The organism is Ruegeria sp. CF1, assembly GCF_056537445.1.
In genome coordinates this window covers 276,473-296,483 of the sequence record NZ_JBQFRN010000003.1, presented here as the reverse complement: position 1 = coordinate 296,483, position 20,011 = coordinate 276,473, and the positions used below count along the sequence as shown (strand labels likewise).

Genomic DNA, 20,011 nt, shown 5'->3' with positions numbered 1-20,011 from the left:
CGAAGGTGGGCATCTGAATGTCGATTGACTCTGCTCTGGCTTCGGCCATCGAAACCATACCCGACTGCATCGCAGCCGGGTATGTCGACATGGAGACCGGCATGTTATTGGGCGTCGACGCGGCGGACCAAGACAGCGCTGATGCGCTCGAAAATCTCGCACTTGCAGTAGCTAATCTGTTTCAGGGACGCGGTATGAAGGGATTCGAAGAACTCCTGCGTGCGGCAAAAATCGACGATACTGAACACCCCGGATTTGGGGAAATCGCGGTGTTCTCAAACGACCGGCTGCACATCTTTCTCAGGACAACAGAATATCCTGATCACGTGGTATGCTATATCTGCCGCGACAGCGCGAATGTCGGGCTGGCGCTTACGAAATCACATCTCAGCCTCGGGCCGGTGGCGGCCGCGGTGTAGACGGGACCAGAGGGGGTCACGCATGATGGATAGTGAAATACTGGATATGCTCGAAGGGATCGGGCGGACTTCGATCGCGCGCTTATCGCCTGCAATCTACCTATCGGGTAGCAGCGCACTGTTACGCCGGAATGAGGTGCTGGGGGCCATCCGGGGCACGATCTTGCCTCGGCGTTTGGAATTTACGGCGGCTGACGGGGCAACTTTGGCTATCGAAGTCAACAGCTCTCGGGTCACCGACGTATTCCGCTGTGCTTCGGGCCCTGTCCCGGATTTTGAAACCGAAGCACGCGAAAAACTGATCGAACGACTGGCGCAAGTGGTGTCGGAAATTGCAACGGCACCCGGCCCGCTTGAGTTGGTTTCTCTGCGCCCGGATACGGCGCTTGAGGCTGATGACGTAGGGGTTACCTTTTCGGAGGTCGAAGCGGCCTGCGCGCGGATTGAACTAATCGAAGAGCCGCGCATGGCCATCGTTTCCGACCAGACCTTAGAACCAGAAGCCCAGCCAGAAACTGCGTCACAAGGCGCCACCAGTATTGCCGGAAAATTCTTTGAGGGCGCGGATCGGTTCGCATTAGGTCGAATACTGATCGGGTCGACTGAAGACGAGATGCAATTTGACGGGTTGTGTGCGCAAGGCCAAGACGCACATCCGGACACGGATATATTGGCCCGATTCACCCGGGATCTGGCGGGATGGCAGGCCGATGGTTCCGATGCTTTAACTGATCCACAGCTGATCGTCATTCGCCCGACAGGTGGACAAGGCGCGGGTCTCGCCATCTTGTGCGACGGTCAGGAAACCGCCGCCGCCGTTCATGACGCCCGCAAGCTGGGCGCTGTCGTCAACCTATGGAAAACATTGAATAGCGCCGTTGAATAACCGCGTTCCTGCCAAATAGTGTCCACTTTGCAAAGTTAAACAAAATACGAGTTACCAGGGTAAATCTTATGAGTGAGTTAAACCGCCGCGAGCTTATTCGCATCGCAGAAGACATGAACGGGACGAGCAATGACGAAACGCGTCACTTCATCTCGCGCATCGTTGACGACTTGTCGAACCTCAAGCCTTCGATAGCATTCGTAGGTCAAATCAAGGCCGGAAAATCGCGCTTGATCAACGGTTTCACCGGGCACGCAGAATATCTGCCCTCGGACGTGAACCCATGGACGACAGTGATCACCGACATGCATTTCGGTCATCCGTCCGGTCGGACGTCGGGCGCCGAGTTTCATTTCTTTGACAATCGCCAATGGCAGGCCCTGATCGCCGAAGGTGAAGAGTTACGCAACATGTTCCCTGATGAAGAGGACAGCTACAAGCGCGAGATGATCGAAGAGCAGGTCGAGGCAATGAAAACCCGCGCCAAGCTACGCTTGGGGGAAAGCTACAAACACCTTCTTGGCGAGCATCACGATCTGGATGAATTGACCTCGGATGACCTGGCGCGCTATGTCTGCGCCGGGGATGACCCGACAGATGAAGACCAGTATGACCCCGGTTCAGATCGGGGCCTTTACAGCGACATCACCCGTAAGGCCGAGGTCTATTTTGACATTGGCCATTTTCCGTATCCGGTGACAGTCACAGACACACCCGGTGTCAATGACCCGCTGCTGATCCGTGAAGAGATCTCGCGCCAGTATCTCAAGGAATCCGACTTTTTCGTCGTCGTGCTGTCTGCGCATCAGGCGTTGTCGCGGGCCGATCTGAAGCTATTCCGCCTGATGCAAGCGCTAGAGCTTGGTCAGATCGTGGTCTTCATCAACCGCGTGGACGAATTGGGTGGTGGCGCCGAAGATGCCGGCAAGGTGCGCACTGACGTATTGGATGGGCTCGAACAGGCGCTTGGCAACTCGGAGATTGACGTTCTGATGGGCAGCGCCCAATGGGCCCATTATGCGCTGACCGGGGATGAAACCGGAATCGACCATGATCAGATATTGGCGTGGCTGCGGGCGCATCCCGAACAGATGAAGCAATATCTTGACGGCGTCGAAGAGATCAAGCAAGGCCCCGGCCCCATCAGCCGCGAAGGTGTATTGCGATTTGCCGCGATGATCGCGTCGGGCCTGCCCGATCTGCGCCGTCATGTGACCAAAGCCCTGACCGAAGGACCGCGCCAAGAACAGCTTAATATTGCGTGGCAGCACCTCAACAGTTTTGCCCAAGGTGAGCTTGAGCGCAGCACTGCGCGGCTTCGTGCGATTGAAGAAAAGGATGGTCCCGACACAGCGGATGTCGAAGAAAACAACAAAACGCTTTCTGAGTTGCGCGCGCTAGTTGAAGATAAATCCAAGGCCATCACCAATGATATGGACGATGTACTGGCCAATTTGCGAGGTGTTATGGATGACACCGTCGCCGAGGCTGTCTCGATCGTTGTGCGCGGCCCTGATGGGCAATCGCCTTTGCTGGCCAAAGACGGAGATACCGAGCTGAACTTTACGCCTCTGCGTGAGCGAATGCGCGAGCTTGTCCAGGGCGCGACCCAGGTGGTGCGGCAGCGCATGCTTAGTGAGCTTTACGCAATCGATATGCAGACCAATGCTGCTTTGCGCGCCCTGCCCGGATGGCAGGAACCCGCGGACAATCGCATGAATACCAGCGCGGTGCGTTGGTTCCGTCCGAATACAAGCGCACTGACGCGTGGCATCACGGTTGAGTTGCGTGTGACATGGCTGTCGCGACTGATATCGCGTCGCAGTGTGTTGAACCGCGCCGAACGGATGATCGTTCAAGAGTTTGAGATGATCGGAGACGATCTTGTAGATACCGCCAGAAGCGACCTTATCGAACGGATGAAAACCGTTCTTGACCATTATATGGCGCTGCTGGCCGGGCATCTGGAACATCGCGCAGGCCCCGATGGGTCGAACGCGCGCGCCGAAGCGCAACGTGCGGTTGACGAAGCGCGGCGCATCAGCGATGAACTAGGGGCGGTGCACGGAACTGCACCAGTGGACACTCGACAGGCAGAGGCCGCAGAATGATTGAATTCCCCGGAACCGAGAAGGAAGTGCGCCAGCTAGAGCGTTTCCTGACCGCCACCGAAAATGCTCCCTCATCGGCAGAGCTGGATGATATGCGCGCCCGCGCGCTGGCCCATGCCGAGCGGCTTTCGAACGCGGTTTCCATTGGTTTTGCCGGGGAGTTTGGAGCCGGAAAGTCCAGCCTTGCCAACATGCTGGCGGGGGCAGACATTCTGCCCACCGGGCCGCAGCATCTGAAATTGCCCCTGGTGATCGTGGCCTATGCTGATACGCCTGAGACAACCGTTGGTTGGTGGGACAAGGAACCCAAAGTCTATTCGGGTATAGCGCTGGAAAAGGCAGCGGCGGACGAACCCGATTTCATCTCGGTCGGGTTGAACACCCCTGCCCTGCAGGAGATTTCGCTGTTTGATCTGCCCGGTGCCGGTGCACTGGATGATACCTACAAACAGACTCTAAATTTGCTCGACTATGTGGATTGTGCGATCTGGTGCACCAATGGCACCAACGCCTGGCGTGAAACCGAACGCCATTTGTGGTCGCAGGTCCCTCAAAAGCTGCGCAATAACAGCTTGTTGGCTGTAACACATGCCGATTTGCCTCCGGTGCGGGATGCTCTGGATCGGGTAGTCGCACGCCTGAACAAGGAGAAGGGCGATTTGTTTCGCGCGGTTGTGACCATCGGCACCCCGGTAGCGGTACGGGCCATGGAACAAGAGCCTGAACCCGACTTTGCTTTGTGGGAAACCTGTGGCGGGCAGAACTTGGCAGAACAGGTTTTGCACATTGCCTCTGATCACCGTCGCCATGATCTTGAGGCCGCCCAAAAAGATCTGGCTGAAGAGTTTATGCCTTATCTGGAGAACCTTACTGGTGCGGCTTCGACAGATGGCGCTGAGGCCGACGGCAATACTGTGCAGGCAAGCCTAGAGGCCGCCCTGCCCCCCCTGGACAATCCAATCCTTGAAGACTGGCTTGCGGCCATCGCCAGCATTTACAACGATCTGCGCGAAAGCTCAGATATTGAACCGGCGGCCTTCCTGCAAAGCTGTCAGGAAATCGTCGAGGATTTTGCCGAAAGGTTAGAATCTGGTACCGAAATCGATCCCAAAGCAGACTGGATTCCGGCCGAGTTTGAAAAGGCCACTGACCTGTTGCTGTTGCTGCAGTTTGAAACCGGGGACGCACCGCTGAAGGATGCAATAAGCATTCTCGCACAGCTCAGCGACAATCTGGCTTGGGCGGGCAGCTCTGTTGCGTCGGCGCCCCCAAAAACCGGCACATAAGTTTTTCCCGCTTGAATTGAGCCGCATCGCAGCGATTCGAAGCGTTCGGAATCGCCGCGATATTGTTTCGAATTCGTGGACCAAGCCTCTATTTCGGCGGTATAGAATCCATTTCTTCCATCAGGCAAACACAACATATAGTGTAATGAAGGTTTGGACCGACTATATAGGCGATTTCATTTTTTGTGATCCATAGTGAAGCCATCAGGCGGCCCCAATAAAGTCAAATTTGAAACGTCTAACCGTCTTAAGTGTCCTGCGGTTGTGTTTGGTTGTGAGTTCGCGGGCTGAAGCCCTGGTTATCTATGCCGCAATAAACGAGTAGAATGGGCGGGAAGAAATGAGCCACAACCAGGCGGTCGGCGCAACGCACGACGAACCTCAGATCGAAGTATTGCAGCCAGGCGCAAAGCTGCTGCGCGGACAGTATGAAATCCTCCGGTTCCTAAGCAACGGCGGGTTTGGGATCACCTATCTCGCGCGCGATAGTCTGGATCGCGATGTGGTCATCAAGGAATGCTATCCGGGGGCGCTCTGTCAGCGGAATGGTGATCTGGTCGAACCTGCCAACCCTGACCACAAAGAAGACCTGCGCTCCATTATCGACCTGTTCATTCAGGAAGCACGCAACCATGCGCGGCTGGTTCATCCCAACATCGTCGACGTGCATCAGGTGTTTGAGGACAACGACACCGCTTATATCGCGATGGACCTGATCCGCGGATGCGATCTTCTGGATTATGTCGAAAAACCCGAAAACAAGAGCGGACCGGACTTTATCGTTCAGGTCACCGAAAAAATGCTGTCTGCGGTGTCGTTCATTCACCAAAGCGGCATGCTACATCGCGATATTTCACCCGACAATATCCTGATCGATGAGAATGGCGAACCCATCCTGATCGACTTTGGCGCAGCACGCGAGCAGGCGGCACACAAGTCAGCGGCGCTATTGACGCTGCGCGTGATTAAGGACGGGTACTCGCCGCACGAATTTTATGTGCGTGGCGCGGATCAGGGCCCCAGCAGTGACCTCTATGTACTGGCTGCAACGCTGTATCATGCGATCAGCGGCGAGCGACCGATTGATGGCCAGACACGTTTGAATGCGTTCAACAACGGCCAAGACGATCCTTATGAACCGCTGACAGGGCGATTCAAAGGTTATCCTGACGGGTTCCTTGAGGCGATCGACAAAGCAATGGAAGTGCACGCCACTGACCGTGTGCAAACCGCATTGGACTGGCTGCGTATGTTCCGTGGTCCCGGTGTGATGTTCGACAGTTTCGCGTATCGCCCTGTTTCGGTCATTGTTGGCATGGATCGCAAAGACGAAGAGGCCGAAAAAGAACGGATCAAAGCCGAAAGCGAGAATGCGGAGGCCGTCGTGACCGCGCTGCTGGCCGGGAACTCTGATCTGGCCCTCGGGAACGAGGAAAAAACGGAAGACACTCTTGCTAAATTTGCACCTCAGGACGAGGCCGTTGCTGCAGTCGACACCGTTGTAAAAAGCGGCTCGGGCGGCAGTGGCAAGATGATCGCGGGTATCGCGATTGTATTGGCGGCACTGGCCGGAGGTGGATACTTCGTAATGACGGGCGATCAGAAATCGCCCGAGGCAACTCCGGTGACTGCAGAGGCTCCGACTACTCCGGTGCCCGCAGAAGCAGCTCCGGAACCCGTCGAGCAGACCGCCGAAGCCACAACAGAGCCGCAACAGGCCGAAGTCGCTTTGGCATCAGAACCAGAAGCGGCGCAGGAACAACCTGTCGAGCAGGCTAATGAGGTGCCGGAAGCCGCCATTGTGTCAGAGCAGCAACCCGAAGAAATCGCTTTGGTGGAACCTGAAGTAGTGGAACCTGAAGTGACGGAACCTACGGTTGAAGACATCACACCCATCGCACCTGCGACGCCGGTAAATCTAGCCGAAAACCAGGTTGCATTTGGGCACTGGGATATTGAGATTCCATTCACGATGTCCAAGCGTCGCAGCTCGACCGGGAGTGTCATTGCCATCAATGGATTGAACGCCGGTCAAGATAGGTCGGTGATCGGGGATTGGGTCGAACGGGGCGCTACGATTTTTACTCTGAATGGTGAACCTATTCGTCCGGACACAACGCTTGCATCGTATGTTCTAGATAATTTCTCGGTCGATCCAGACGGGTATATCCGTGTAGCAGCGCGCTATCGCAGTCTGGGCGAAACGCGCGCGCAGAATGGATTGCTGGCCCTGCCCGCCTTCCGCAGTTTTGGCCTTCTGAACGGTTATTCGTTTGATGTGGCTCATGCGGGCGAGGCAGGTTGGCAAACCGTCGTCGCATCTGTTCCGGAAGAAGTTGCTGGCAGTTTGCAGCGGGGGGATGTGCTGCTGCGCGAAACACAGACTGGTGTCTCGATTAATGAGCCCGAGAGTCTGGACGGCATCCTTGCTCAACTTGTTTCCGACAACCAACCCGAGGCGCGCCTAAGCATTCTGCGCAACGGAGCTGAAAGTACTGCGGTCATGCAACTAACGCAGGAGTGATCGCCCAGTTGATGTGACTATCGCCAGGTCAGTGTGCTGGGGGTGCCGCCCATCGCGTCACCCCGTCGGGGACCAACCCGTCGCGACGTAAATGTTTCTCTGTTTCCTCTTCATCAGTGCCCTGCGCCTACGGCGAAGCGGTTTGTAGCAGTCCCGCGGGTAAAACCCCGCATCAGAAATCAAAGAAGGTGACGACACCATGTTCAAATACAAAAGCCCTCTGAGCCGGCTTCTAGAAGGTGCCGGAAAACCGAAAGAAGAAGATGCGGTGGAAACCGAAACCGAAACCGTTGCGGAAGCGGTCGAAACAGAAAGCGCCGCTCCGATTGCGGATTTCAACGCCCTGCGCGCGGCCCTTGCGGGTGGAAACGTTAGCTCGGACAGCTACGAGGAAGCAGACGAACTGATCCCCGAAGAACCGATGCCCGAGTTTTCGGAAGACCAGATCGAAGATCAGGCGACCGAAGAAGAAGTGGCCGAGGTTCAAGAGGTCGAAGAAGATGAACAGATTGTCACGCTTCATCTGACTGCGGAAGACGAGGTTCAGGACGATGAACCCGAAGTCACCGTAGAAGAACCAGAGGCCATCGAACCTGAAGTCGTATCTGAAGTTGCGGGCGAGGTGGAAATCGTCGGAGAACCCACACCGGAACCGGAGCCTGTTGATGTAACCCCGGAACCCGCCATGGTCGCACCTGCACCTGCACCGGCTGAAGATCGGCGTTCTCGTGTGAAGACGACGTTTTTGGGTTTCGAGCGTGCAGACACGCATGTTCAGGAGCTGATGGAAACAGCTGAGCCCGTTGAAAAGACAGAAGCGGCCGAACAGACATTCCCGGTTGGCTGGCTGGTCGTGACCGCCGGACCGGGTCGGGGTGCCGCGATTACCTTGACCGAGGGATTGATGCAGATCGGTCGGAATGACGATCAGGCTATTCAGCTGGATTTCGGCGACACCGGGATCTCTCGCAGCAATCACGCCGTCATCGCATATGACCCAGAGGACCGGAAATGCTATCTGGGCCATGGCGGCAAGGCCAACTTGGTGCGCCTGAATGGCAAGCCTGTGCTCAGCACCATAGCCTTGTCCAGCGGCGATCTGATCCGGATCAGCGAAACCTCGATCCGCTTCACCGCTTTCTGTGATGACGGCTTTGACTGGCGGGATGCCGATTAATGCTGGCGACCCCTGCATATGATATTGCCCTGATCCTGGACCAGGGTCAGCGCGACTCGCAGGAAGACGCGATTGCTGCGCGGGTCTCTGACGCGGCAGACGCGGGTTATGTCGTGATTGCCGACGGTATGGGTGGTCATGAAGCGGGTGAAGTCGCTTCGCAGTTGGTCATTTCAGCCTGGCGCGATGCGATGGATGCCCAGTTGGATGGGCCCGACCTTGCTGAGAGCGCACTGCTCGACGCTCTGCCGTTGGCCGCAATGCAGGCCAACGCCGCTATGGCGAGCCATAGTGAGGAAAACGAGGTCAATCTGGGCTCCACCCTTCTGGGCATGTTGATGCTGGATCAACGAGTATTCTGGATCTCGATCGGTGACAGTCCACTTTACCTGTTCCGCAATGATGCCCTGTCACAGGTCAACGAAGATCACTCGATGGCCCCGGTGATCGACGAACAGCTCGCACAAGGATTACTGAGCGCGGAAGAGGCACAAGGCCATCCGGATCGTAACCAACTGACTTCGGTGATCATGGGGGCTGCGATTCCAAAAGTGGATTGTCCGGAACAACCATTAGCGCTGATTGCGGCAGATGTACTGATCCTTGGCAGTGATGGTCTGCAATATCTCGGCAATTCCGAGATCGAAACGCTGGTGCGCACGCATATTCATTCCCCGGCTCGCGATATTGCTGATGCGCTGCTTCAAGCACTGCATGCAAAGGCAGACCCGGATCAGGACAACATTTCAATCGCCGTGGTCAAACCGGCACAGACTTAGACAGGCAGTGAAACAGGACAAAATGCGAAACCATCTTATCATATCCACCCTCGCTCTTGCTGCTGCAACAGGTGCAGCATCGGCGCAAGAGGCGTGTTCGACTTATGAAATCCAGCCCGGTGACAGCTTGCGGGAACTGGCAATTGCCGTCTACGCGACGGAAGATTACCGGGTCATCTATGATGCGAACCGGGAAACGATAGGGTCGAACCCCAATATCATTCGCGTCGGTGATGTCCTGACTTTCCCTTGTCTTGAAGATATCGGGCGCGCGGCGCAACTGCCGGATACCGAAGCTGGCCGCATGGCTGCCGAAATGGCCTCGGAACTGGTCAAAGCTGCCGAGGAACGGGCTGAAAAAGCCATTGCCGAGGCCGAAGCCCGCGTGGCCGCTGCAGAGGCCGAAGCTAAAAAGACCAGCGAAGAAGCCGTAATCGCGGCCAAGGCTGCGGCCAAGAAAGAGATCGAAGCAGCGCGTGCGGAAGGTGCCGCATTGATCCGCAACGCGGATGGTGGCGAAAGCCCTGAAATTCGTGACCGTCAGATTTTGTTGATCACGGGTGGTAACTACGCCCCGTTCACGGATGAAGCGCTGCCAAATCGTGGGCTTTATACCAACTTGGTTGAAACCGCGATGCTGCGGGCCGCGCCCGAGCAGTCCTACAAGATTCAGTTCGTTAATGACTGGTCGTCGCATCTGGACCTATTGATGCCGACTCTCGCCTTTGACGCCACATTCCCTTGGTCGCGGCCGAACTGTGAACAAGCCGCAACGTTGTCGGAAAATGATCGTTCACGGTGCGAAACCTATAATTTCTCAAACCCATTCTACGAGGTCGTTGATACGTTCTTCGCAAAAAGCGGTTCGGGTTACGAAGAGACACTGACTTATGCAGATTTCGCGGGCACAACGATTTGTAGGCCGGAAGGTTGGTCATTGTCGCATATGGATGCAGTTGGTCTTTACGAGCCTGCAATCACGCTGATGCGCCCCGTTTCACCCGATGATTGTTTTCGCGCGGTCATGGATGGCACAGCCGATATCGTCGCGATCGAAGCGCATCTGGCGGTCGAAGCAATCGGGCGTCTGGGCTACGAACATCAGATCATCGAAAACCCCAACCTAGCGGCAATCAAGTCGCTTAACGTCATGACCCACAAAGATAATCCGGATGGGGAAGCGATCCTTGAGACGCTCAACCAGGGTCTGGCGATCATGCAGCAATCAGGCGAGTGGCGCGACATCGTATCTACCGCACTGCGCTATCAAATGGAAAATGGCTAAGGCCTTGATTGGCCCAACGAAACAAAGTCTGGAGGAAGTGGACATGTTTAACAAGAAATTGAAGAAAGCAGTACTGTCGGCATCAGCCTTCACCGCCCTGAGCGCAGGTGCAGCCGCCGCTCAAGAGGCCTGCTCCAACTATACGGTTCAGGATGGTGACACATTGGCGACCATCGCCATTGCCGCCTACGGCACCTCAAACTATCAGCCGATCTTTAACGCTAACCGCAACGCAATCACCAATCCCGGTTCGCTAACCCCCGGTCTGGTACTGGCGCTGCCCTGTGAGGATGGCAGCCTGCCCAACGGTCAGAGCGCGCAAGAACTGATCGCGGCAGAAGAACAACGTGCTGCAAGCGTCAAGCGCTCGAATGTCTACGCGCCTCCGATCAAGATGGTCGCTGGCAACGGTTGGGAACCGTTCACTACTGAAGATCTGAGCGGCGGTGGCATCATGACCCGTCTGGCGACGACAAGCCTTCAGCGTGCTGGTAACAGCCGCGATTTCTCGGTCAGCTTTGTAGATGACTGGAGTTCGCATCTGGACACACTGTTGCCACTGGGTGCGTTTGATATTTCGATCGCGTGGACTGTACCGGATTGTACCAACCGCTCCTATGAGTGGTCTGCAGAGACCGAAGCCCGGTGTACCCAATTTGTCGCTTCGGTTCCGGTATATGACATTGTCGGTGGTTTCTTCACTTTGCCTGAAAGCGAATACGCAAAGGCGACAGATTTCTCCGACCTTGAGGGCTCGACCGTTTGCCGCATGGCAGGCTGGAGCATGGTGGTGCTGGAAGAACAAGGGCTCAACCGCGAGAACACAACCGTGGTCCAACCCAATTCGGCCCGCGAATGTCTCGATGCCGTATTGACCGGTACAGCAGACGTGGCTGCATTCGAAGTTGATCTGTTTGCCTCGACAATGAAAGACATGGGTTTGACCTCGGCGGACATTGTTGAGAACCCGTATGTCTCGACACTGTCTTCGATGAGCTTCCTTGCACACCGCACCAATCCATTCGCGCGCGAGTACATCGCGATGATGAACAAGGGTTTGATCGAGATGCGCGAGTCCGGCGAATGGTACGCGATTATTTCCGACACGCTGCGCGAACAAAATGAAAAGCTGAACGCAGCATCAAACTAATCCCTCGGTCGTTATGACCTTTCTTTGGGGCCGGTCTTCGGACTGGCCCTTTTTTTGTCGGTGGGTCAGTATCTTCAATGACAACGGCAAAGCCAACTGACTAGGCCTCAGACGTGGCGCAGTCAGCATTTGGTCTTATTTGCGCATACATAATGATTATTTTTATCCTTAATCGCTCATAAAAGGCGGCCGTCTACGGGAATCCCCGAATATTCAGCGTGAACGATAAGCGTAGGATGAACTCAACTGCACCGGTGAGGCGTAAGCCCCGCCACTCACTCAGAAAGAGGCTGGCTATGGGGGCTGGCCTTTTTCTTTTTCAGGGCACGAAAAAACCGGCCCTCTTCGGACCGGTTTCTCTTTAGGCGTTTATGCAACCCTGGCTTATCCGATGATCGCATTCAGGGTTGCACTTGGCCGCATCACCGCAGCCGCTTTGGCCGGATCAGTGTGGTAGTATCCACCCAGATCGGCGGGTGCGCCCTGCGCTGCCGTCAACTCGGACAAAATCTGTTCTTCTTTGTCCGCCAACTCTTTCGCGAGCGGTGCAAACTCGGCGGCAAGCCCAGCATCATCGGATTGCCCCGCCAAAGCTTCGGCCCAGTAACGAGCGAACCAGTAGTGGCTATCGCGGTTATCCGGCTGGCCGACTTTGCGGCTGGGTGACTTGTTGTTATCCAAAATTCCCTGCGTGGCAGCCTCGGCAGCGGCGCCCAAGACGCCCGCTTTGGCGTTGCCCTTGCTGTCAGCGAGGAAGTTCAGGGATTCTCCGAGCGCACAGAATTCACCCATGGAGTCCCAGCGCAAGTGGTTTTCTTCAACCAGTTGCTGAACATGTTTCGGCGCCGAACCACCTGCACCGGTTTCGAACAGACCGCCGCCATTCATCAGTTTAACGATTGATAGCATCTTGGCCGACGTCCCCAGTTCGAGGATCGGGAACAAGTCGGTCAGATAATCCCGCAATACGTTACCGGTGATGGCGATGCTGTCCTTGCCCGCCGTGATAGTTTCCAGCGACTGGCGGGTTGCTTCACGCGGGGCCATAGTCAAGAACTTGTCGGCCACGCCTGCAGCTTCAAGCGCTGGTTTGACATACTTGATCAGCTCGGCGTCATGTGCGCGGTTGGCATCCAGCCAAAAGATCGCCTCGGACCCGGTCAGGCGCTGACGGTCCATCGCCAGCTGGATCCAGTTCTCGATCGGGGCCTTCTTGACGGTGCAGGCGCGCCAGATGTCGCCCTTTTCGACGTCATGGGAATGCAGCGTTTCGCCATTGGCCAGAACGATACGGATTGTACCATCTGCGGGCGCTTCAAACGTCGTCGGGTGCGAGCCGTACTCCTCGGCCTTCTGCGCCATCAATCCAACGTTGGCGACGGCTCCTGCGGTGGCTGGGTTCAGTGCACCATTGGCTTTGAAGAAGTTGATGGCCTCGTCATACACCGGTGCATAGCAACGGTCAGGGATCACACAGTTAGTATCGCCCTTGGCGCCGGTTTCGTCCCAACCCTTGCCGCCAGCACGGATCACTGCGGGCATCGAGGCGTCGATGATAACATCAGACGGGACATGCAGGTTGGTGATGCCACGGTCCGAGTCCACCATATACATCGACGGACGATCCCCTTTGATCGCATTGATTGCGGCGACGATGTCTGCGTTGCCCTGAACCCGCTCAAGCAGGTCCCCCAGACCCGAGTTCGGGTTTACACCCAGTGCGTCCAGCTCTGCACCGAATTTTTCGAACACGGGGGCAAGCCACGCCTTGACTGCATAGCCGAAGATAATCGGGTCACTGACCTTCATCATCGTCGCCTTCATGTGCAGCGAGAACATGGTGCCGTCTTTCTTGGTGTCCTCAATGGCTTCGGTCAGGAACGACGACAGCGCCTTGACCGACATGAGTGTTGCGTCGGCCACAGTTCCTTCGGCCAGTGGCCAAGCGTCTTTCAGAACCGTAACGCTGCCATCTTTGCCCACAAACTCAATCTTGGCATCGCCGGCTTGCGCCGCAGTGATCGTTGCCGATTTCTCATTGGCGTAAAAATCATTGCCCGGCATCGAAGACACTTTGGTCTTGCTGTCCGCGCTCCACTCTCCCATCGAATGAGGGTTCTTCTGGGCATAGTTCTTCACAGCGCGCGCTGCGCGGCGATCGCTGTTGCCTTCGCGCAGGACCGGGTTCACGGCCGAACCCTTGATGGCGTCATAACGCGCACGGATCGCCTTTTCGTCGTCCGTCGAAGGCTCTTCGGGGTAGTTCGGAATGTCATAACCCTGTGATTGCAGCTCTTCGATGGCAGCCACCAGCTGGGGCACCGACGCCGAGATGTTGGGCAGTTTAATGACATTTGCGTCCGGTGTTTTCACCAGCTCACCTAAAGCAGCCAGATCATCAGTAATACGCTGTTGGTCTGTCAGCTTTTCGGGGAAGGTCGCGATAATACGCCCGGCCAGCGAAATGTCTTTGGTTCCGACGCTGACACCGGCTGCTGACGCAAACTTGCGGATAATGGGCAGGAACGAGGCGCTCGCCAGCTCGGGCGCTTCGTCTACAATGGTATACAATACGTCGAAGTTCGATTTTTCTGCCATATTCCCTTACCTTTTCTAAGCCTTTCAGGGGCGTGCGATCCAAGAGCATGTGCCGCCGTGACATAGGCACCAATCCCAAAGGGGACATGACGGCCCCACGGGTGACTCTGATTTGACAGGGCCTCCCTTAAATGAGGATTGGCTTGGGATCAATCGTATTGAGCGGCGCAAATTGACACGGGTCGAATTAGTTTGGGCTGTTGAGTGATATCACACCCCCGGAAACACCAACTCAAATCGCGCACCGGTCTTGGAAGGTACCAGCAAAATCCGCCCGCCATGTGCCCCCAACAGGTTTGTAACGATGGTCAGGCCCATCCCGGTCCCTCCCTTCTCGCGCGCGGTTGTGAAGAATGGGTTGAAGATGCGGTCCCGATTACCGTCGGATATGCCGGAACCATCGTCTTGGACAACCAATCGACCGAGTTCTGCGTGCAGGACCACCTGCCTTGCCCCGTGACGGCGTGCATTGTCCAAAAGATGTTGCAGGGCAATTTTCAGGCCAGAGGCTGCAAGGTTCAATGCCTGATCGCCGCCTTCTATGCTGATGTCCAGTTCGGGAAACGAAGAGCGTAACTGATCGGCAAGATCGTTCAGGCTTGCCTCCCCATGATGTTCCGGCACTCGTGCCTGTGCAACCGTGTTAAGAGCGCTGAGCTGCGTTTGCATCTGATCGCTTGCGCCCAATATCTGTTGCAGCAATGCGTGATCCTGGTCCGAGAGCGTTTCGGCCTCGGCCAACAACTCTCCTGCCGCACGGATCGCGGTGACAGGGGTTTTCAACTCATGCGTGACATGATCTGCAAAGACGCGGATCGAAGCTTCGCGCCGTTGCAGCGTATCCGCCATGCTCAGAACCGAACCGGCGAGGCGCGACAGTTCTTGTGTGCCATAGTGATCGGGCGGCTCGGCGCGTTGCCCTTGTTCAATGGCCCCTGAATAGGTCGCCAGCGACGTTATGGGGCGGAGCAGAAGCCGAACCATAAGGTATCCGACCACTCCGGTCGCACATCCGATCACGATCGCCAGCAAGCCCGCAGCGTTTCGAAACCCGATCTCAGGTCCAAGATACCGCAGCGCGATCAGACCCAGCAGAGACAGGGCGAGCGTACCCGCGAGACCTCCGCCAAGAACAAAACCCAGCGAAGGGCGCCATTTGCGTCTCAGCCCGGCCATGCACCCATCCGCAATCCGATCCCATGCACGGTTTCGATGGCACCGGCCCAGCCCTGATCCCCCAACTTGCGTCGTAAGTTCCGCAAATGACTATCCAGTGTCCTATCCGAGACCGGACTGCCTGCGCCATAAATCGCATCAACCAATTGTGGTCGCGAGACTATGGCGGCGGGCGTTTGCATCAGGCGACGCAAAATCGACAGCTCGGTTGCGGTTAAGGCAAGCGCATTACCGTCGACCCGAACCAAATGCGCCGACACATCCATTTCAACCGGGCCATGCCGCAGGAGAAGCTCTGCAGCACCAGGTTTGCTGCGTTTCAGGATGGCTTTGATCCGCGCAACCAACTCTCGGGGGCTGAAAGGTTTGGTCACGTAATCATCCGCTCCCAACTCGAGGCCCAAAATGCGATCAATCTCGTCATCAAGCGCGGTCAGGAACAAGATTGGTACGTCCGAGCGTGCCCGCAAGCGGCGGCAAACCTCAAGCCCATCAATCTCAGGCAGGCCGACATCCAGCACGACAAGATCAGGCGCTTCCCGCATCGCGTGGGTTAGCGCCATTTGGCCATCGCGGGCGGTAACCGTCTGGTAGCCCGCGCGCTCAAGCGTGATCGAGACCAGCTCTCGCAGGCGTGGATCATCATCCACGACGAGGATTTTCATCTACCTTCTCCGGCATGGGTTCGACGGCCAGATTACGGATCACCCGATCTGCGCGAAAGCCCCAATTCCTCCAATTGTCGACGACCGGAGGGGTTGCGCAAGCGCGTACTCGTTTGTCCTTCAGCAACTCTGCCGCCGCCATCTCATTGAGCTGACATGCGTAGTAGGCATCAAACCGTAGCGGATTTTCAAGATTCCAACGGGCGATTAAGGCTGAAAAATTCACGAAGCAGCATGCATAGAGCACGCCAATCCCCAGGACCGCAGATCGCAGCAATAACCAACGGTTCGATTTACCCTGTAAAATTTGCCAACCGGTCAGACACAAGCCCACAGCAACCAGCGCCATCCAGATTGCCGCATGAACACGCAAATAGGTCAGCCCGTAGAAATCAACGTAAAGCGACAGGCGCATCAGCGATGAGATCACCAGCAGTACATTCTGCGCCAGCCATAGCATCATCCATCTTGTCAGCCCCTGCCGCTCGTTCAGATAGGGTCGCGCGGCCAAGGCAAATGCGCCCGCCAGCAAAGCTGTGACCAAGAGTGGGTATGCCCCGCGATGAGCATATTCAGCATAGGTCATCCCCTCGGGCAACTTGGCGTTGCCCCAGAGAAAGACCATGTCCATCCCAGTTTGCACCGCCAGCAGCAAGTTGAACACCATTAGCGCATTAGCAACGGATTGGGCATTCAGGCCAAAGGCAGGCAATGGGCGCTTGCGTCCGGGGCCAAATCGGGGGGTAAGCAAGTCAGGCCGCAAGGTGACCGCAAGAAAGGGCCAGATCGTGATTGCCGCCCCGATCCAGAATAGCAGTCGGTCGAACCGCATATCAAATCGCCAAATCCGATCGATCCAATCAGACAAGACCGGATTGGCCGCAACCATCAGCGAAGCAAGGATCAGTGCGCCTCCGATCGGGAAACTCCAGTTGCGCAGTGCACGAAGGGTAACCCCGTCAACGCGGGAAACCGAATGACCTTTCTGAACCGCCTCTATCCCGTGTCTGAGCGCCAATATTGGAAACAGAGACAGAAACCGGCGAACCGAAGCGACCTCATGATTGCCCAGCACGGCCCAACACAGCGCAATGGTCGATCCACCCAGCAAGAAAGCTACGGACAGGGCTTGAACATATTCCACCACCGGAAGAATGCTAAGCAGCAAAAGAAGGGTTGGCCCGACAAGTCCACCACGGCGGCGCAGCAAGGCAAACACTACAGCGGAAACCGCCAACGTAAAGAGTGCGATTGAAAGGCCAGGAGAATGGTCGAAAAACAGAAAATCGGCGAGCGCAACCAGAAACACCAAACCCAAAAAAGCGTGGCGATTGCCGGGTTCCGCTAAGCCATCGGCTCGGTTTGTGCCTCGATCAGGGGTGTCCAGCCACCAACTATCTTGTAAAACTGATGTCGGTACACCGCGCACGATGAACTGTCCCATTTAACTGCTCCTTGTTTGTGTTGGTTCTGTCTGGCCTAGGCAGGTGCAGATCACCGCGTAAGGGTCGTGCATTTTTTGTGCAGAGGTGCTTTTCGCAGCGCAGCCTCTTCCCCTTGTGCGTGCCGGTGGCTAAGACGATCTTCCAACCGCAAGTCAGGAGGCCCCTTTGGACCGTATCGCCCGCACCATCGCCACCGAGATTAACGCCCGCGCGGAACAGGTTGGGGCCGCGGTCAGGTTGTTGGATGAAGGTGCGACCGTGCCCTTTGTCGCCCGTTATCGGAAGGAAGTGACCGGCGGGCTGGATGATACCCAATTGCGCACCCTTTCCGAGCGACTGAATTATCTGCGTGAGCTTGAGGCCCGGCGCGAGGCGATTCTGTCCTCGATCAAGGATCAGGGGAAACTGACGGACGATCTGGTGAAATCGATCGCCCAAGCCGAAACCAAGGCGCAGTTGGAAGACATTTATCTGCCGTACAAGCCCAAACGCCGGACCAAGGCGATGATTGCCCTCGAGAATGGTCTGGAGCCGCTGGCCGATGCGATTCTGTCGGACCGGTTGGCAGAACCAGAAGGGCTGGCTGAAGGGTATCTGATTGAGGCTGTTCCCACGACCAAAGACGCGCTGAATGGTGCACGGGACATCATCACAGAGCGGCTTACCGAAAACGCTGCTTTGCTGGGAGAGCTCCGAAACTTCATGCAACGTGAGGCGTTGCTGAGCGCAAAGGTCGTCGAGGGCAAGGAACAGGAAGGTGCCAAGTTCAGCGATTACTTTGATCATTCCGAGCTTTGGTCGAAAGCCCCGTCGCATCGAGCGCTGGCAATGTTGCGCGCCTCGAAGGAAGGGATCGTAACGCTAGACATTGCTCCCGAACCCGAAGCGGGAGCCGCGCGGGCCGAGGCCATGGTTGCGGCTCATCTGAACACGCGCGGTGATACTCCTGGTGACAAGTGGCTACGCAAGGTCGCGGGCTGGACATGGCGGGTCAAGCTGTCGCTGTCGATGATGGTCGAGCTGATGGCCGACCTGCGCAGCCGCGCACAAGACGAGGCAATTCAAGTGTTTTCGCGCAACCTAAAGGATCTGCTATTCGCTGCTCCCGCGGGGGCTCGTCCGACGCTTGGGTTGGATCCCGGCATTCGCACCGGGGTTAAAGCCGCCGTGGTGGATGCAACCGGCAAGGTGGTTGCAGCGGATACGCTATATCCGTTTCAGCCCAAGAATGATCTGCGTGGTGCACAAGCGGCAATCCTGAACCTTATCGCTACACATAAAATCGAGCTTATTGCCATCGGCAACGGCACAGCCAGCCGCGAGACTGAGCGTTTGGTGGCCGATACGCTGTCGCTTCTGCCCAAGACCGTCAAAGCACCGACCAAGGTCGTCGTTTCCGAGGCTGGAGCCTCGGTCTACTCGGCATCCGAGCTTGCCGCGCGCGAATTTCCCGACCTCGACGTCTCGCTACGTGGAGCGGTCTCGATTGCCCGCCGGCTACAGGATCCCTTGGCTGAACTGGTCAAGATAGAACCCAAGAGCATCGGCGTCGGCCAGTATCAGCACGATGTGGATCAGCACCGCTTGTCACAGTCACTGGAGTCGGTGATCGAAGATGTGGTGAACGCTGTGGGCGTGGATCTGAATACCGCTTCAGCCCCCTTGCTTTCTCACGTCTCGGGTCTGGGACCGGGATTGGCTGAGGCGATCGTCACGCACCGAGATATTCATGGTGCCTTTGCGTCTCGCAAGGATTTGCTGAAGGTGGCCCGCCTTGGTCCGCGCGCCTTCGAGCAGTGTGCAGGTTTCCTGCGAATTCGCGACGGTTCAGAGCCTCTGGACGCCTCCTCGGTTCACCCCGAGGCTTACGATGTCGCCCGTCGGGTAGTGGCAGCATGTGGGCGCGACATTCGCCAAATCATGGGGCATGAAGGCGCGCTGAAAGACCTGCGCGCCGAGCAGTTTGTGAGTGACACCTTCGGCTTGCCAACGGTTCGCGACATTTTCACCGAATTGGAGAAGCCCGGCCGAGACCCGCGACCCAGTTTCAAAACGGCGTCGTTTACGGACGGGGTTGAGGAAATCACGGACCTGAAGCCCGGGTTGGTGCTGGAGGGTACCGTCACCAACGTCGCCGCCTTCGGCGCGTTTGTCGACATTGGCGTGCATCAGGACGGGTTGGTCCATGTCAGCCAACTGGCCGATCGGTTCGTGAAGGACCCGCATGAGGTGGTCAAAACCGGGCAAGTTGTCAAAGTGACGGTGGTCGAAGTCGACGTTCCACGTAAGCGCATTGGGCTGTCCATGCGCAAGGACGGTGGTGCTTCGGCACGCGAGGGCAATGCACTTCGTGGCAAGGGCAAACCGGCACGAACACCCAAGCCAGGGGAACAGCGGCGCAGCCATGGGGGTCAGAGCACCCAGAACGGGGCCTTTGGTGACGCTCTTAGAGACGCCTTCAATAAACGTTAGGCGGCAACCCTGTCATAGGGCTAAATACGAGGCGTGTT

The 20,011-nt window shown here is 56.7% G+C and carries 14 protein-coding genes; 10 read left to right on the top strand and 4 right to left on the bottom strand.

Annotation, left to right across the window (positions count from 1 at the left end; genetic code table 11):
• Positions 1–17: 17 nt before the first annotated feature.
• The 9 genes from ACRZ96_RS08995 to ACRZ96_RS08955 all read left to right on the top strand — a co-directional run bounded on the left by ACRZ96_RS08995 (position 18) and on the right by ACRZ96_RS08955 (position 11,617).
• The gene (locus ACRZ96_RS08995) at positions 18–419 is read left to right on the top strand and encodes a hypothetical protein (protein WP_170511880.1); all 402 of its coding nucleotides are present in this window, start codon (positions 18–20) and stop codon (positions 417–419) included.
• Between the two features lie 22 nt (positions 420–441).
• The gene (locus ACRZ96_RS08990; RefSeq protein ID WP_170407298.1) at positions 442–1,305 is read left to right on the top strand and encodes a hypothetical protein; all 864 of its coding nucleotides are present in this window, start codon (positions 442–444) and stop codon (positions 1,303–1,305) included.
• Between the two features lie 68 nt (positions 1,306–1,373).
• Positions 1,374–3,416: a dynamin family protein gene (locus ACRZ96_RS08985; protein ID WP_480706143.1), complete on the top strand. Its 2,043-nt coding sequence runs from the start codon at positions 1,374–1,376 to the stop codon at positions 3,414–3,416.
• Entirely contained in the window at positions 3,413–4,702 is a 1,290-nt protein-coding gene (locus ACRZ96_RS08980) for a dynamin family protein (RefSeq protein ID WP_170818332.1), read from the top strand. The genes ACRZ96_RS08985 and ACRZ96_RS08980 overlap by 4 nt, the downstream gene beginning before the upstream one ends.
• A 340-nt stretch (positions 4,703–5,042) precedes the next feature.
• Positions 5,043–7,226 (top strand): serine/threonine protein kinase, encoded by a 2,184-nt coding sequence (locus ACRZ96_RS08975; RefSeq protein ID WP_480706147.1) that lies wholly within the window; start codon positions 5,043–5,045, stop codon positions 7,224–7,226.
• A 199-nt stretch (positions 7,227–7,425) separates the two neighbouring features.
• The gene (locus ACRZ96_RS08970) at positions 7,426–8,403 is read left to right on the top strand and encodes an FHA domain-containing protein (RefSeq protein WP_223118646.1); all 978 of its coding nucleotides are present in this window, start codon (positions 7,426–7,428) and stop codon (positions 8,401–8,403) included.
• Positions 8,403–9,182 carry a PP2C family protein-serine/threonine phosphatase gene (locus ACRZ96_RS08965; protein ID WP_170393913.1) on the top strand — a complete coding sequence of 260 codons (780 nt, stop codon included), beginning with the start codon at positions 8,403–8,405 and terminating at the stop codon, positions 9,180–9,182. The genes ACRZ96_RS08970 and ACRZ96_RS08965 overlap by 1 nt, the downstream gene beginning before the upstream one ends.
• Positions 9,183–9,204: 22 nt before the next feature.
• Positions 9,205–10,467: a transporter substrate-binding domain-containing protein gene (locus ACRZ96_RS08960; RefSeq protein WP_170511889.1), complete on the top strand. Its 1,263-nt coding sequence runs from the start codon at positions 9,205–9,207 to the stop codon at positions 10,465–10,467.
• Between the two features lie 43 nt (positions 10,468–10,510).
• The gene (locus ACRZ96_RS08955) at positions 10,511–11,617 is read left to right on the top strand and encodes a transporter substrate-binding domain-containing protein (RefSeq protein WP_170393909.1); all 1,107 of its coding nucleotides are present in this window, start codon (positions 10,511–10,513) and stop codon (positions 11,615–11,617) included.
• A gap of 384 nt (positions 11,618–12,001) precedes the next feature.
• Here the strand turns inward: ACRZ96_RS08955 and ACRZ96_RS08950 are convergent, their stop codons facing one another.
• The 4 genes from ACRZ96_RS08950 to ACRZ96_RS08935 all read right to left on the bottom strand — a co-directional run bounded on the left by ACRZ96_RS08950 (position 12,002) and on the right by ACRZ96_RS08935 (position 17,500).
• Positions 12,002–14,215, bottom strand: coding sequence for an NADP-dependent isocitrate dehydrogenase (locus ACRZ96_RS08950; RefSeq protein ID WP_480814408.1), 2,214 nt, complete (start codon positions 14,213–14,215; stop codon positions 12,002–12,004).
• A gap of 210 nt (positions 14,216–14,425) precedes the next feature.
• Positions 14,426–15,391: a sensor histidine kinase gene (locus ACRZ96_RS08945; RefSeq protein WP_480771777.1), complete on the bottom strand. Its 966-nt coding sequence runs from the start codon at positions 15,389–15,391 to the stop codon at positions 14,426–14,428.
• A complete protein-coding gene (locus tag ACRZ96_RS08940) occupies positions 15,379–16,056 on the bottom strand; it encodes a response regulator transcription factor (protein ID WP_480814407.1) in 678 nt (225 codons plus the stop codon). Before ACRZ96_RS08940 ends, ACRZ96_RS08945 begins: the two co-directional genes overlap by 13 nt.
• A complete protein-coding gene (locus ACRZ96_RS08935) occupies positions 16,034–17,500 on the bottom strand; it encodes a DUF4153 domain-containing protein (RefSeq protein WP_480814406.1) in 1,467 nt (488 codons plus the stop codon). The genes ACRZ96_RS08940 and ACRZ96_RS08935 overlap by 23 nt, the downstream gene beginning before the upstream one ends.
• 166 nt (positions 17,501–17,666) lie before the next feature.
• Between ACRZ96_RS08935 and ACRZ96_RS08930 the strand changes: the two genes are divergently transcribed.
• On the top strand, positions 17,667–19,973 hold the full coding sequence (locus tag ACRZ96_RS08930) for a Tex family protein (protein ID WP_480814405.1): 2,307 nt from the start codon (positions 17,667–17,669) through the stop codon (positions 19,971–19,973).
• Positions 19,974–20,011 lie beyond the last annotated feature (38 nt).

What these genes read in the sequence shown, in the direction of transcription:
- ACRZ96_RS08995 (WP_170511880.1), top strand. Translation starts at nt 18, where the DNA reads ATGTCGATTGACTCTGCTCTGGCTTCGGCCATCGAAACCATACCCGAC.
- ACRZ96_RS08990 (WP_170407298.1), top strand. Translation starts at nt 442, where the DNA reads ATGATGGATAGTGAAATACTGGATATGCTCGAAGGGATCGGGCGGACT.
- ACRZ96_RS08985 (WP_480706143.1), top strand. Translation starts at nt 1,374, where the DNA reads ATGAGTGAGTTAAACCGCCGCGAGCTTATTCGCATCGCAGAAGACATG.
- ACRZ96_RS08980 (WP_170818332.1), top strand. Translation starts at nt 3,413, where the DNA reads ATGATTGAATTCCCCGGAACCGAGAAGGAAGTGCGCCAGCTAGAGCGT.
- ACRZ96_RS08975 (WP_480706147.1), top strand. Translation starts at nt 5,043, where the DNA reads ATGAGCCACAACCAGGCGGTCGGCGCAACGCACGACGAACCTCAGATC.
- ACRZ96_RS08970 (WP_223118646.1), top strand. Translation starts at nt 7,426, where the DNA reads ATGTTCAAATACAAAAGCCCTCTGAGCCGGCTTCTAGAAGGTGCCGGA.
- ACRZ96_RS08965 (WP_170393913.1), top strand. Translation starts at nt 8,403, where the DNA reads ATGCTGGCGACCCCTGCATATGATATTGCCCTGATCCTGGACCAGGGT.
- ACRZ96_RS08960 (WP_170511889.1), top strand. Translation starts at nt 9,205, where the DNA reads ATGCGAAACCATCTTATCATATCCACCCTCGCTCTTGCTGCTGCAACA.
- ACRZ96_RS08955 (WP_170393909.1), top strand. Translation starts at nt 10,511, where the DNA reads ATGTTTAACAAGAAATTGAAGAAAGCAGTACTGTCGGCATCAGCCTTC.
- ACRZ96_RS08950 (WP_480814408.1), bottom strand. Translation starts at nt 14,215, where the DNA reads ATGGCAGAAAAATCGAACTTCGACGTATTGTATACCATTGTAGACGAA.
- ACRZ96_RS08945 (WP_480771777.1), bottom strand. Translation starts at nt 15,391, where the DNA reads ATGGCCGGGCTGAGACGCAAATGGCGCCCTTCGCTGGGTTTTGTTCTT.
- ACRZ96_RS08940 (WP_480814407.1), bottom strand. Translation starts at nt 16,056, where the DNA reads ATGAAAATCCTCGTCGTGGATGATGATCCACGCCTGCGAGAGCTGGTC.
- ACRZ96_RS08935 (WP_480814406.1), bottom strand. Translation starts at nt 17,500, where the DNA reads ATGGGACAGTTCATCGTGCGCGGTGTACCGACATCAGTTTTACAAGAT.